This window comes from Simplicispira sedimenti (genome assembly GCF_022760965.1).
GTDB lineage: Bacteria > Pseudomonadota > Gammaproteobacteria > Burkholderiales > Burkholderiaceae_C > Simplicispira > Simplicispira sedimenti.
This window is the reverse complement of record NZ_JAKVIJ010000015.1, coordinates 13636-26150: the sequence shown is the minus strand read 5'-3', so window position 1 is coordinate 26150 and position 12515 is coordinate 13636. Positions and strand designations below refer to the sequence as shown.

Annotated in this window: 14 protein-coding genes; 8 read left to right on the top strand and 6 right to left on the bottom strand. The window is 64.9% G+C overall.

What is annotated here, in order from left to right:
- Positions 1-28: 28 nt before the first annotated feature.
- Complete coding sequence (locus tag MJ602_RS14915; RefSeq protein WP_243021598.1) at positions 29-553, top strand: FKBP-type peptidyl-prolyl cis-trans isomerase; 525 nt, start codon at positions 29-31, stop codon at positions 551-553.
- A gap of 39 nt (positions 554-592) precedes the next feature.
- Here MJ602_RS14915 and MJ602_RS14910 read toward each other — a convergent pair whose 3' ends face one another.
- The 4 genes from MJ602_RS14910 to coaBC all read right to left on the bottom strand — a co-directional run bounded on the left by MJ602_RS14910 (position 593) and on the right by coaBC (position 3421).
- Positions 593-1021, bottom strand: a complete 429-nt coding sequence (locus MJ602_RS14910) for an outer membrane lipoprotein (protein ID WP_243021632.1) — start codon at positions 1019-1021, stop codon at positions 593-595.
- Between the two features lie 214 nt (positions 1022-1235).
- Positions 1236-1685 (bottom strand): dUTP diphosphatase, encoded by a 450-nt coding sequence (gene dut, locus MJ602_RS14905; RefSeq protein WP_243021597.1) that lies wholly within the window; start codon positions 1683-1685, stop codon positions 1236-1238.
- Positions 1682-2179, bottom strand: a complete 498-nt coding sequence (locus MJ602_RS14900) for a hypothetical protein (RefSeq protein ID WP_243021596.1) — start codon at positions 2177-2179, stop codon at positions 1682-1684. The genes dut and MJ602_RS14900 overlap by 4 nt, the downstream gene beginning before the upstream one ends.
- Positions 2180-2209: 30 nt before the next feature.
- Positions 2210-3421 carry a bifunctional phosphopantothenoylcysteine decarboxylase/phosphopantothenate--cysteine ligase CoaBC gene (gene coaBC, locus MJ602_RS14895; protein ID WP_243021595.1) on the bottom strand — a complete coding sequence of 404 codons (1212 nt, stop codon included), beginning with the start codon at positions 3419-3421 and terminating at the stop codon, positions 2210-2212.
- Positions 3422-3522: 101 nt separating this feature from the next.
- Between coaBC and MJ602_RS14890 the strand changes: the two genes are divergently transcribed.
- The 5 genes from MJ602_RS14890 to MJ602_RS14870 all read left to right on the top strand — a co-directional run bounded on the left by MJ602_RS14890 (position 3523) and on the right by MJ602_RS14870 (position 8012).
- Positions 3523-5178 carry a CTP synthase gene (locus MJ602_RS14890; RefSeq protein WP_243021594.1) on the top strand — a complete coding sequence of 552 codons (1656 nt, stop codon included), beginning with the start codon at positions 3523-3525 and terminating at the stop codon, positions 5176-5178.
- Between the two features lie 11 nt (positions 5179-5189).
- Positions 5190-6047, top strand: coding sequence for a 3-deoxy-8-phosphooctulonate synthase (kdsA, locus tag MJ602_RS14885; RefSeq protein ID WP_243021593.1), 858 nt, complete (start codon positions 5190-5192; stop codon positions 6045-6047).
- A 4-nt stretch (positions 6048-6051) separates the two neighbouring features.
- Positions 6052-6342 carry a DUF1330 domain-containing protein gene (locus MJ602_RS14880; protein ID WP_119965937.1) on the top strand — a complete coding sequence of 97 codons (291 nt, stop codon included), beginning with the start codon at positions 6052-6054 and terminating at the stop codon, positions 6340-6342.
- 84 nt (positions 6343-6426) lie between these two features.
- The gene (eno, locus tag MJ602_RS14875; RefSeq protein ID WP_243021592.1) at positions 6427-7713 is read left to right on the top strand and encodes a phosphopyruvate hydratase; all 1287 of its coding nucleotides are present in this window, start codon (positions 6427-6429) and stop codon (positions 7711-7713) included.
- 20 nt (positions 7714-7733) lie between these two features.
- Positions 7734-8012: a septum formation initiator family protein gene (locus MJ602_RS14870; RefSeq protein ID WP_162016537.1), complete on the top strand. Its 279-nt coding sequence runs from the start codon at positions 7734-7736 to the stop codon at positions 8010-8012.
- Positions 8013-8174: 162 nt separating this feature from the next.
- On the opposite strand, the gene hslO is transcribed toward MJ602_RS14870, so the two are convergent.
- Together hslO and MJ602_RS14860 are read right to left on the bottom strand one after the other, a co-directional pair.
- Positions 8175-9176 carry an Hsp33 family molecular chaperone HslO gene (gene hslO, locus MJ602_RS14865; RefSeq protein WP_243021591.1) on the bottom strand — a complete coding sequence of 334 codons (1002 nt, stop codon included), beginning with the start codon at positions 9174-9176 and terminating at the stop codon, positions 8175-8177.
- A gap of 19 nt (positions 9177-9195) precedes the next feature.
- On the bottom strand, positions 9196-9720 hold the full coding sequence (locus MJ602_RS14860; RefSeq protein WP_162016539.1) for a gamma carbonic anhydrase family protein: 525 nt from the start codon (positions 9718-9720) through the stop codon (positions 9196-9198).
- Between the two features lie 206 nt (positions 9721-9926).
- On the opposite strand from MJ602_RS14860, the gene MJ602_RS14855 reads away from it, so the two are divergent.
- Together MJ602_RS14855 and MJ602_RS14850 are read left to right on the top strand one after the other, a co-directional pair.
- Positions 9927-11195 (top strand): EAL and HDOD domain-containing protein, encoded by a 1269-nt coding sequence (locus MJ602_RS14855; protein WP_243021590.1) that lies wholly within the window; start codon positions 9927-9929, stop codon positions 11193-11195.
- 38 nt (positions 11196-11233) lie between these two features.
- Positions 11234-12505 (top strand): EAL and HDOD domain-containing protein, encoded by a 1272-nt coding sequence (locus tag MJ602_RS14850; RefSeq protein ID WP_162016541.1) that lies wholly within the window; start codon positions 11234-11236, stop codon positions 12503-12505.
- Positions 12506-12515: the final 10 nt, after the last annotated feature.

Below are 12515 nucleotides of genomic sequence, written 5' to 3'. Positions count from 1 at the left end.
GGATGGGCCAAACTGCGACAATTCTCGTATGGAAATCAAACATCAATGTGTAGTGGCGCTGACTTGGGTGCTCAAGGACACCCTCGGCGAAGAGCTGGACGTACTCGACGATCCAGTTGAGTTTCTGGTGGGCGGCAACGATCTGCTCGCGCGCATCGAGGAAGCACTGCAGGGCCACCGCGTGGGCGATACGCTGGCACTGCACCTGGAGCCGGAGGATGCGTTTGGCGACTACCAGGATCAGCTGCTGTTTCTGGAGCCGCGCTCACTGTTTCCGGACAGCCTTGAAGAAGGCATGACCATTGAGGGCCACGCCCTGCCTGCGGGCTGCAATGCCGATGCGCCGCGCGATGTGCTGTACACCATCAGCGAAATCTACCCCGAGCACATGGTACTCGACGGAAACCATCCCCTGGCGGGCATCGCCCTGCGCCTCCAACTGAAAGTGTGTGCCATACGGGAAGCCACGGTGGATGAAGTCGGGCGCGGCACCGCAGGCACCGGGTTCTTTCGCGTACAGCCTCAGGCACCGGGCAGTGCATCACTGCACTGAACCAGACCACGGGCAATCCAGCACCGGTCTGACCCCGGCTCAATAGCGCGATATCTGGCCATTGACCATGCGCACGGGATCGCCCACGCGCAAGTCGCCGACGGAAGGCACGTCATACACCCGCTGCCCACCGCGGTCGAGCCGGATGGTGATGCGGTAGGCCCCCTGGGCAGACTGATTGCGCTCTTCAATGGCGTTGCCAGCCACCGCCCCGCCCACCACGCCCACGGCCGTGGCAGCGGCGCGGCCACTGCCCTTGCCGACCTGGTTGCCAATCAGGCCACCGACCACGGCACCAATGACAGCGCCAGCCCCGGTGGACTGCCCCTGGTGATAGCCCTGCAGCCACTGAATGTGGGTGACACGCCCATACTCCGTAGCGGCTGGTGCATGCGCCGGGTAACCGCCTTGATAGGTCCCTTGAGGGTAAGCCTGCGGGGCCGGGCGCTGGTGCGCGCAAGCAGACAAGAGCCCGACCGCGACAGCTGCGCAGACAAGCGCGCTGGCGCGCGCACGCCGATGGTTGTGGGGTTGATTCAAGCGAACCTCCTAGTGAAAGAATGGACTGTCAATACAACCATTGAACGCCTGTCCAGCCACACCCCACTGCCGGGCGACAGCCGGACTGCCCGTAAGAAGCCGCCCCACCCCGCCGTACGAACCGTCCTACAGGCGCCGATGTTCAACGCGAACCGGTGGAGCCGTAGCCCCCCTCGCCACGCGCGCTGGATTGGGAAAACTCGCTGACCACGTTGAACTGGGCCTGGACCACCGGCACGATGACCATTTGCGCCAGGCGCTCCATGGGCTCGATGGTGAAGGCCTGGTCGCTGCGGTTCCAGGCGCTGACCATGAGTTGCCCCTGGTAGTCACTGTCGATCAGACCCACCAGATTGCCCAGCACAATGCCATGCTTGTGGCCCAGGCCAGAGCGCGGGAGGATCAACGCCGCGTAGCCCGGGTCGCACAGGTGGATGGCAATGCCCGTGGGCACCAGATGCCAGGCGTTGGGTTCCAGCGTGAGCGGCGCATCCAGGCAGGCCCGCAGGTCGAGCCCGGCGCTGCCGGGCGTGGCGTAGGCGGGGAGTTGCTCCGCCATGCGCGGATCCAGTATCTTGACGTCAATCTTCACTTGCGTTTTCCTGCGTTCTTTTGCTGCGCCAGATCGGCCAGCTGTTTCTTGAGTTGCGCTAGGCCTTGGTCTGCGTTCGCAACCCCTGGCAGCGTCAGGACGGTGCGCACCATGCTCGCCACCCGGCCCAGGCCCCACCATACGAAGGCCGTGGCAAACAGCCCCCACCAGGAGCCCTGTTCCAGCACGAAGAGCATCAGCACCTGCACCACCACCGACAGCAGCAGCACACCGCGCACCGCACGCACGACTCGGGACAAAGGCTCCCACACCGAGTACGGTCCGGGCGCCACAGCCTTGCCCTGCACAGCACCCACGGCCTCCGTACGCTTGCCCGGCCCAGCCTTGGGATTTGGCCGCGTGGCCGGACTGGAAGCCTGCAGCAAACGCCCTGCGGACTGAGCACCAGGCACTGCACCGCTGAGCCGCTCCACATAGGCAGCAAAGTCGCCGTGGGGCGGGGTATCCCATTCGGGCTTGGGTGCAATGGACATGGTCTGCCTCCTGTCGAACCCACAAGGGGCTCAGGGCAATCGTTGGGCAATCTCCGCAACCAACTGGCGCGCCAGCGTGCGCTTACTGGCATGGGGCAGTTCGCGGTGCCCCGTGGCATCGACCAGCAGCAGCGCATTGTCGTCCTGACCAAACGTCGCCGGGCCGATGTTGCCCACCAGCAGCGGCACGCCCTTGCGTTCGCGCTTGGCGCTGGCGTGCGCGAGCAGGTCGTGGCTCTCGGCCGCGAAACCGACGCAGAACAGGCTGCCTGCGCGTGCGCGCGGCGACTGCGCCACCGTGGCCAGGATGTCCGGGGTCTCGACGAAGCCCAGCACGGGGGTCTGTCCCGAGCCGTCCTTCTTGATCTTCTGCTCGGCCTGCGTGGCCGGGCGCCAATCAGCCACCGCCGCGGTTGCTATGAAAACAGTAGCTGACTGCGCCCGTGGCTCGGTCGCCGCAAGCATTTCCTGCGCAGAACGTACGTTCACGCGCTGCACGCCGCGCGGCGTGGGCAGGTGCACGGGGCCCGCCACCAGCGTGACCTCGGCGCCAGCCTCGCGGGCCGCGCGGGCGATGGCAAAGCCCATCTTGCCGCTCGAATGGTTGGTGATGCCGCGCACCGGGTCGATGGCCTCGAACGTGGGCCCCGCCGTGACCAGCACCTTCTGCCCCGCCAGCAACTTGGGCGTGAAGAAGGCGATCACCTCCTCCAGCAGCTCCGCCGGTTCGAGCATGCGGCCGTCGCCGGTCTCGCCGCAGGCCTGGTCGCCGTTGCCCACGGCCAGCACCGTGGCGCCGTCCTGCGCCACCTGGGCCAGGTTGCGCTGCGTGGCCGGGTGCGCCCACATCTCGCGGTTCATGGCCGGCGCCAGCAGCAACGGCACGCGCTCCTGCGGGCGCGCCAGGCACAGCAGGCTCAGCAGCTCGTCGGCCCGACCCTGGGCCAGGCGGGCGATGAAGTCCGCGCTGCACGGCGCGATCAGAATGGCATCGGCCTCGCGCGAGAGGTTGATGTGCGGCATGTTGTTGGCCTCGCGCGCATCCCACTGCGAGCCGTACACGGGCCGGTTCGACAGCGCCTGCATGGTCACGGGCGTGATGAACTGGGCGGCCGCCTCGGTCATCACCACCTGCACGGTGGCCCCCTCCTTGATGAGGGCACGGCACAGCTCCGCCGATTTGTAACAGGCTACGCCTCCACTGAGGCCCAGGACGATGTGTTTGCCGGCAAGCTCTTTCATGGGCCGCAATTTAGCAGACAGAACCCCCACTCACGGCACGCGGACGATGGCAGGACGGGGCCGCCCTCTATAATCCCAATTTCCCACCACCTTAAAAAGACATGACCAAATTTGTCTTCGTCACCGGCGGTGTGGTGTCTTCCCTGGGCAAGGGAATCGCCTCAGCCTCCCTTGCCGCGATCCTCGAATCGCGCGGCCTCAAAGTCACCCTCATCAAGCTCGACCCGTACATCAACGTGGACCCGGGCACCATGTCCCCGTTCCAACACGGCGAAGTGTTCGTGACGGACGACGGCGCCGAAACCGACCTCGACCTCGGCCACTACGAGCGTTTCATCGAAACGCGCATGAAGAAGGCCAACAACTTCACCACCGGCCGCATCTACCAGTCGGTGCTGGAGAAGGAACGCCGGGGCGACTACCTCGGCAAGACGGTGCAGGTGATCCCGCACGTCACCAACGAGATCCAGGAATACATCAAGCGCGGCGCCGGTGTAGGCACCGACGATGCCGTGGACGTGGCCATCGTCGAAATCGGCGGCACCGTGGGCGACATCGAATCGCTCCCCTTCCTCGAAGCCGTGCGCCAGCTCAGCCTCAAGCTGGGCCCGAACAACGCCGCCTTCGTGCACCTGACCTACGTGCCCTTCATCGCGGCTGCCGGCGAGCTCAAGACCAAGCCCACGCAGCACACGGTGCAGAAGCTGCGCGAAATCGGCATCCAGCCCGACGCGCTGCTGTGCCGTGCCGACCGCCGCATTCCTGAAGACGAGCGCGGCAAGATCTCGTTGTTCACCAACGTGCCCGAATGGGGCGTGATCAGCATGTGGGACGTGGACACCATCTACAAGGTGCCGCGCATGCTGCACGAGCAGGGCCTGGACGGCCTGATCTGCGACAAGCTGCGCCTGAACACCCCGCCCACCAGCCTCAAGCGCTGGGACGCGCTGGTGCATGAGACCGAGCACCCACAGGGCGAGGTCACCATCGCCATGGTCGGCAAATACGTCGATCTGTCCGACAGCTACAAGTCGGTCAACGAGGCGCTGCGCCACGCCGGCATGCAGAACCATGTGCGCGTGAAGATCGACCATGTCGATTCAGAAACCATGGAAGGCCCGGACGCCGCAGAGAAGCTGGCCCGTTACGACGCCATCCTGGTGCCCGGCGGCTTCGGCCAGCGCGGCGTGGAAGGCAAGATCAACACCGCCCGCTATGCGCGCGAGCACAAGGTGCCCTACCTGGGCATTTGCCTGGGCATGCAGGTGGCCACCATCGAATACGCGCGCCACGTGGCGGGCCTCGAAGGCGCCAACAGCACCGAGTTCGACCCGGACTGCAAGCACCCCGTCATCGCCCTCATCACCGAATGGAAGGATGCGGACGGCAGCATCCAGAAGCGCGACGCCAGCTCCGATCTGGGCGGAACGATGCGCCTGGGCGCGCAAAGCTCCGACGTGCAGCCAGGCACGCTGGCCCACAGCATCTACGGCGACGTGGTGACCGAGCGCCACCGCCACCGCTACGAAGCCAACGTGAACTACCTCGACCCGTTGCGCAAGGCGGGCCTGGTGATCTCGGCGCTGACGCAGCGCGAGCACCTGACCGAGATCGTCGAGCTGCCGCACAGCGTGCACCCCTGGTACATCGGCGTGCAGTTCCACCCCGAGTTCAAGTCCACCCCATGGAACGGCCACCCGCTGTTCAACGCCTTCATCAAGGCGGCCGTCGAGCACCAGAAGGCCACCAAAGCCTGAAGGAACGCACCATGCAACTCTGCGGATTCGACGTCGGCCTCGACCAGCGCTTCTTCCTGATCGCTGGCACCTGCTCCATCGAAAGCCTGCAGATGTCGCTGGACGTCGCGGGCCAGCTCAAGGAGACCTGCACGGCGCTGGGCATTCCGCTGATCTACAAGGGCTCGTTCGACAAGGCCAACCGCTCGTCCGGCACCAGCCAGCGCGGCGTGGGGCTGGACGCAGGCCTGAAGATCCTCGATGAAGTGCGCCGCCAACTGCAGCTGCCCATCCTGACCGATGTGCACGAAGCCGCCCAGGTGGCCGAGGTGGCCAGCGTGGTGGACGTGCTGCAGACGCCGGCCTTCCTGTGCCGCCAGACCGACTTCATCCGCGCCGTGGCACAGTCCGGCAAGCCGGTGAACATCAAGAAGGGGCAGTTCCTCGCACCCTGGGACATGAAAAACGTCATCGACAAGGCCCGTGCCGCCGCCAAGGAAGCCGGACTGTCGGAAGACCGCTTCCTCGCCTGCGAGCGCGGCGTGAGCTTCGGCTACAACAACCTCGTGGCCGACATGACCAGTCTGGCCGAAATGCGCAACTCCGGCGCGCCCGTGGTGTTCGACGTGACCCACTCGGTGCAAAAGCCCGGCGGCCTGGGTGCCGTGAGCGGCGGCGCGCGCGAGATGGTGCCGGTGCTGGCCCGTGCGGGCGTGGCGGTGGGCGTGGCGGGGCTGTTCATGGAAACGCACCCCAAGCCCGCCGAGGCCTGGTCGGATGGGCCCAACGCGGTGCCGCTCAAGCACATGCGGGCCTTGCTCGAAACCCTGGTGGCGCTCGACGACGTCACCAAAAAGAACGGTTTTCTCGAAAACAACTTTGGAGCCTGAGAACATGCCCAGTGGCTACGTCATCGCCAACGTGCGCGTCACCAACCCCGCGCAGTACGAGGAATACAAGAAATGGTCCACCGCGGCCTTCCAGGCCCACAACGCCGAGATCTGCGTGCGCGGTGGCCAGGTCGAGGTGATGGAAGGCGACTGGACGCCCGAGCGCCTGGTGATCGCCAAGTTCCCCAGCTTCGAGGCGGCCAAGGCCTTCTACCATTCGCCCGAGTACGGCAAGGCCCGCGCCGCGCGCGAGGGTGCCGCCATCATGCGCCTGGTCTGCGTCGAAGGCCTTTGATACTCCCAATTTGATAGCTTCCAGCGCTTACCGGATAAGGGCTGGATGCCGATTTGATTTGAAACTCTCGCAAAAAGGAAACCCATGAGTGCCATCGTTGACATCGTAGGCCGCGAAGTGCTGGACAGCCGCGGCAACCCCACCGTCGAATGCGACGTGCTGCTGGAAAGCGGCGTGATGGGCCGCGCCGCCGTGCCCTCGGGCGCCTCCACCGGCTCGCGTGAAGCCATCGAGCTGCGCGACGGCGACAAGAGCCGCTACCTGGGCAAGGGCGTGCTCAAGGCCGTGGAGCACATCAACACCGAGATCTCCGAGGCCGTGCTGGGCCTGGACGCCTCCGAGCAGGCCTTCCTCGACAAGACCCTGATCGACCTCGACGGTACCGACAACAAGAGCCGCCTGGGCGCCAATGCCATGCTGGCCGTCTCCATGGCCGTGGCCCGCGCCGCCGCCGAAGAGTCCGGCCTGCCGCTGTACCGCTACCTCGGCGGCATGGGCGGCATGCAGCTGCCCGTGCCGATGATGAACGTCATCAATGGCGGCGCGCACGCCAACAACAGTCTGGACCTGCAGGAGTTCATGATCATCCCCGTGGGCGCCCCCTCCTTCCGTGAGGCCGTGCGCTGGGGCGCCGAGGTGTTCCACGCCCTGAAGAAGATCATCCACGACAAGGGCATGAGCACCGCCGTGGGTGATGAAGGCGGCTTTGCGCCTTCCGTGGAGAACCACGAAGCCGCCATCCAGCTCATCCTGCAAGCCATCGACGCCGCCGGCTACACCGCCGGTGAACAGATCGCCCTGGGCCTGGACTGCGCCGCCAGCGAGTTCTACAAGGACGGCATGTACGTGCTCGAAGGCGAAGGCGGCCTGCGCCTGACCGCCCAGCAGTGGACCGACATGCTCGCCACCTGGTGCGACAAGTACCCCATCATCTCCATCGAGGACGGCATGCACGAGGGCGACTGGGACGGCTGGAAGATCCTGACCGAGCGCCTGGGCAAGAACGTGCAGCTGGTGGGCGACGACCTGTTCGTCACCAACACCAAGATCCTCAAGGAAGGCATCGACAAGCGCATCGCCAACTCGATCCTCATCAAGATCAACCAGATCGGCACGCTGACCGAAACCTTCTCCGCGATCGAGATGGCCAAGCGCGCGGGCTACACCGCCGTGATTTCGCACCGCTCGGGCGAAACCGAAGACAGCACCATCGCCGACATCGCCGTGGGCACCAACGCCGGCCAGATCAAGACCGGCTCGCTCTCGCGCTCGGACCGCATCGCCAAGTACAACCAACTGCTGCGCATCGAGGAAGACCTGGGCGACATCGCGCACTACCCTGGCCGCGCTGCTTTCTACAACCTGCGCTGAGCGCGCTGTAGCGCTGTCCCATGGGCACACGATTGCTGCCATTGGTGCTGCTGGCCTTGCTGGTAGCCGTACACGCCCAGCTCTGGCTGGGCCGTGGCAGCCTTCCGCGCGTCCAGGAAATGCAGCGCCAGATCGACGCCCAAAAGGCCGCCAATGCCCAGGCCAGCCAGGCCAACGAGCGCCTGGCCTCTGAGGTGCAGGACCTCAAGGAGGGCCTGGACATGGTCGAGGAAAAAGCCCGCAGCGAGCTGGGCATGGTCAAGCAGGGAGAGGTGTACGTACAGTACACACAGAAATAGGGGTATCCCCCTGGGGCGCTTCGCGCCTTCCGCCTTCTCCCGAATGGCTGCGCCATTCGGGAAGAGGTACGCCACCAGCGTGGCGGGGCGGCCCTTGCGCGGTGGCTGCTGGCCTGACCGCGCCCGCTTCACACAAGTCGGGCTGAACCTCGGTGTCAGTGGTCAGTGCAGCGTGGGAGAGGCCGGAGAATCCGACGGCTGCGCCACGGGCGCTGCCGTGAACAGGCTGGCAGCATCCACAGCGTCAAAGCGGTATTGCTGACCGCAGTATTCGCAACCCACTTCAATATGGCCTTGCTCGGCCACGATGCCTTCGGCTTCGGCCTGGCCCAGGCCCTGGAGCATGCGGCCCACGCGCTCGCGTGAGCAGGTGCACGCAAAGCGTGGGCCTTGCGCGCCCTGCAGGGGCTCGAAGCGCACCAGTTTTTCTTCCCAGAACAGCCGACGCAGGATGGTGTCGGCATCGAGCGTGAGGAGTTCCTCGCGCGTCAGGCTCGCGGCCAGGTGCGCAATGCGGTTGTAGTCCTCGTTGCGACCGATCTGGTCTTCGTTCTCGCTGTGGCTGAGCGAGCCCGCCAGGTTGCCCTCGCCCTTGACCGGCATGCGCTGGATCAGCAGACCTGCGGCCACCTTGTCGTCGGCCGCCAGCACCAGCACGGTATCGAGCTGCTCGGACTGCAGCATGTAGTGCTGCAGCACGTCGGACAGGCGTTCAAGCTTTTCGTGCTGGTCGCCGTGCAGCGGCACCACGCCTTGGTACGGCTGCTGGCCCGGCAGGCGGTCTTTGGGATCCAGCGTGATGGCGCAGCGCCCGCCGCCATGCAGGTTGACCATCTGGCTCAAGCGCGCATCCTCGGGCACCTCACCCAGCACCGTGGCCGTGGCACGCAGGCTCAGGTCGGGCTGCACCTCGGCCACCGCCAGCTTGATCGGGCCGTCGCCAAACACCTGCAACACCAAAGCGCCATTGAACTTGATGTTGGCCTCCATCAGCACGGCAGCAGCAGCCATTTCGCCCAGCAGCGCACGCACCGGCTCCGGGTACGGCCCGGTGGCCGTGTTGCCCGCGCGGCGTGCCAGGATTTCACTCCAGGCATCGGTCAGGCGCACCAGCATGCCGCGCACGGGCAGGCCGTCGAAAAGAAACTTGTGTAGTTCAGACACGAAGGGGTTCCAGAAAGGTTCAGCCGATCTTGCGCAGGCCGCTCTTGAAGCGGCGGGCGTTCTCGATGTAATGCAGCGCGCTCAGGCGCAGGCCCTCCATCTGCTCGGGCGTCAGTTGGCGTACCACCTTGGCAGGGCTGCCGATGATCATGGAGCCGTCGGGAAATTCCTTGCCCTCGGTCACCAGCGCACCAGCACCCACCAGGCAGTTCTTGCCGATCTTGGCACCATTGAGAATGACGGCACCAATGCCGATGAGCGATTCATCGCCGATGGTGCAGCCATGCAGCATGACCTGGTGGCCCACGGTCACGCGCTCGCCCACCACCAGGGGCTTGCCGTAGTCGGCGTGCAGCACACTGGCGTCCTGGATGTTGGAGCCCGCGCCGATGGTGATGCTCTCGGTGTCCCCGCGCACCACGGTGCCAAACCACACGCTGGCGTCCTCGCCCAGCACCACCCGGCCCATGACCTGGGCGCTGTCCGCCACCCAGCTACTGGCAGCCATCTGGGGCGCCACACCGTCGAGTTCGTAGATTGCCATGTCCAGCACTCCCAAGCTGCCCTTGGTTACACAAAGCCCTGCCAACGGGCTTCGCAGCAGGGCCTAGAATTGTAAGGATCACGCGCAACCCCGGCTGCGGGCAGGGTATGCAGGGCACTTTCTCGGCGACAGTCCCTTGGTGCCCACCATCTTTACAATCCGCGCCCTCCCGCACGCATTGCACCTCCCTCTTGGAAAGCCTTTTCATGTCAAGCACCCCAGTTCCCGCCGGTCAAGCGACCACCTCGCAGGACGCCAGCCTGACATCCGTGGCGCTGATCGCGCGCCAGGCGATCGTGAATTCACAGCACGTCGTCATCGGCTACGAGCTGTTCAACCGTTCGCGCTCAGGCCAGGCCCACACGGCCGCCAGCGATGTGGCGCTGGTGTTCACGGCCCTGTCGCACGCTGGCTCGGATGAGCTGGTCGGCAAGAAGCTCATCTTCGTCAACTGCACCCACGAGAGCCTGACCGGCGGCCACCTGGAGTTGGTCGATCCTGAGAAGGTGGTACTCGAAATCTCCCCGCTGGGCCATGCGGCCTCCGAGGAAGTGGCTGCGCGACTGCCCATCCTGCAAGGCCTGCGCGACCGCGGATTCCACCTGGCGTTCAACCATACGGTGTTGCAGTCGCCCTATGCAGCCTGGCTGCCCTTGGCCGACTACATCAAGTTCGATCTGTCGGTGCTGGCCCAGGACCAGCTGGCCGTACTCCTCAACTATGCCAACCGCCGCAGCCAAGCGGAGCTGATTGCCGAAAAGGTCGAGAACGCGCAGCAGTACGACTTTGCATCCAGCCAGGGTGTGCAGATGTTTCAGGGCTATTGGTTTGCGCGTCCTTCCCTGGTGCAGACCAAGCTGGTGGCGCCGTCGCAGGCGGCCATTCTGGAACTCATCAACCTGGTGCGCAAACAGGCCAGCACGGACGAGATCGAAGAAGTGCTCAAAAAGGATGCCGGCCTGGCCTTCAACCTGATGCGGCTCATCAATTCGGCGGGCCTGGGCATGTCGCGCGAAGTCACTTCGTTCCGCCAGGCCGTCATGCTGCTGGGCCTGAAAAAGCTGTTCCGCTGGGCCGCATTGCTGCTGACGGCCTCGCGCGCCAACGGCACGCCATCGTCTGTGGGGCAGACCGCCGTCGTGCGCGGCCGCCTGATGGAGCTGCTGGCCCTGGAAACCGTCTCCCAGGAAGAGGCCGACGAGGCCTTTGTGGTTGGTATCTTTTCGCTGCTGGACGTCATGCTTCGCATGCCCATGGAAGAAGCGCTCGCTCTGTTGAGCGTTCCGGAAGCAGTGCGCGCCGCATTGCTGCACCGGGAGGGCTTTCTGGGCGATCTGCTCAAGCTGGCCGAGGCCTGTGAGTCCAGCGATGACGACGCCTTCCACCATGCCGCCAGCACCTTGCACCTGAGCAGCGCACAGATCAATGGCGCCCACCTCCAAGCCCTGGCCTGGGCCGACCATGTGACCGACTGAAGCGCCTAGAATCGAAGGGTTCCATCGACCCAAGCACCATGTCCAGCACCCAAGAAGAATCCCCCTCCACGCCAGAGCTGCCGCCGGAAGACGGACTGGCCGCACTGATCGCCCGCCAGGCCATCGTGGATGAACACCGTGCCGTCTTTGGCTACGAGCTGTTTGACCGCACCACGGCGCTGGATTCGCACACCGCCGCCAGCGATGCCGCACTGCTGTTCAACGCCTTGTCGCATGGCGGCGCAGAGGCCTTGGTGGGCAAGAAGCTGGTGTTCATCAACTGCACCCACGAAAGCCTGGCCAGCGGCCACCTGGAACTGGTGCATCCGGACAAGGTGGTGCTGGAGATTCCCCCGCTGCCGGACGGTGCCACCCCCGAAGACATCGAGGCCTGCGTGGTCCAGTTCGAGGCCTTGAACAAGCGAGGGTTCAAGCTGGCGTTCAACCAGAATGTGCTACGCAAAGCCTATGCGTGCTGGTTGCCGCGCGCCGCTTACATCAAGCTGGACATGAAGGCCTTCAAGCCCGAGCTGGCGGCTCCCCTGGTCAAATTTGCCAGCACCAACAGCCAGGCCAAACTGGTGGCCGAAAAGGTGGAAACGGCCGAGCAGTACCAGCTTATGGCGGATTTGGGCGTCAAGCTGTTCCAGGGCTTCTGGTTTGCGCAGCCCTCGCTGGTGCAGACCAAAACGCTGCGGCCATCACAAGCCATCATCATCCAGTTGATCAACCTGATCCGCAAACAGGCCAGCTCTTCCGAAATCGAGGATCTGCTCAAAAAGGATCCGACACTCTCGTTCAACCTGCTGCGCTTCATCAATTCCTCGGGCTTTGGTCTGCAGTGCGAAATCACCTCCTTCAAACATGCGGTGATGATCCTGGGCCTCAAAAAACTGTTCCGCTGGGCAGCCCTGCTGCTGACCACCTCGCGCAACAGCGGATCGGCACCGGCCATAGGCACCACGGCGGTGGTGCGTGGGCGCCTGATGGAACTGCTGGCGACCGAACTGCTGTCCCCCGAGGAATGCGACAACGCCTTTGTGGTCGGTGTGTTTTCGCTGCTCGACGCCATGCTGGGCATTCCGCTGGACAAAGCCCTGGAATCCGTGGCACTGCCCCAGCCCGTGATCGATGCCTTGCTGCACAACTCGGGCGTGTACGCCCCCTTCCTGGCATTGACCAAAGCCTGTGAGAGTGGCGACGAAGCCGCCTTTGCCCACAACACCGAGCTGCTGCACCTCTCCGGCCGCCAGGTCAACATGGCCCACCTGGAAGCGCTGGCCTGGGCCGACAGCCTGGAAGCCGCGTGATCGCAGCACA

Bases quoted from the DNA above. Each gene is read 5' to 3' on its own strand.
- MJ602_RS14915 (WP_243021598.1), top strand. From the start codon at position 29: ATGGAAATCAAACATCAATGTGTAGTGGCGCTGACTTGGGTGCTCAAG.
- MJ602_RS14900 (WP_243021596.1), bottom strand. From the start codon at position 2,179: ATGTCCATTGCACCCAAGCCCGAATGGGATACCCCGCCCCACGGCGAC.
- coaBC (WP_243021595.1), bottom strand. From the start codon at position 3,421: ATGAAAGAGCTTGCCGGCAAACACATCGTCCTGGGCCTCAGTGGAGGC.
- MJ602_RS14890 (WP_243021594.1), top strand. From the start codon at position 3,523: ATGACCAAATTTGTCTTCGTCACCGGCGGTGTGGTGTCTTCCCTGGGC.
- kdsA (WP_243021593.1), top strand. From the start codon at position 5,190: ATGCAACTCTGCGGATTCGACGTCGGCCTCGACCAGCGCTTCTTCCTG.
- MJ602_RS14880 (WP_119965937.1), top strand. From the start codon at position 6,052: ATGCCCAGTGGCTACGTCATCGCCAACGTGCGCGTCACCAACCCCGCG.
- eno (WP_243021592.1), top strand. From the start codon at position 6,427: ATGAGTGCCATCGTTGACATCGTAGGCCGCGAAGTGCTGGACAGCCGC.
- MJ602_RS14870 (WP_162016537.1), top strand. From the start codon at position 7,734: ATGGGCACACGATTGCTGCCATTGGTGCTGCTGGCCTTGCTGGTAGCC.
- MJ602_RS14860 (WP_162016539.1), bottom strand. From the start codon at position 9,720: ATGGCAATCTACGAACTCGACGGTGTGGCGCCCCAGATGGCTGCCAGT.
- MJ602_RS14855 (WP_243021590.1), top strand. From the start codon at position 9,927: ATGTCAAGCACCCCAGTTCCCGCCGGTCAAGCGACCACCTCGCAGGAC.
- MJ602_RS14850 (WP_162016541.1), top strand. From the start codon at position 11,234: ATGTCCAGCACCCAAGAAGAATCCCCCTCCACGCCAGAGCTGCCGCCG.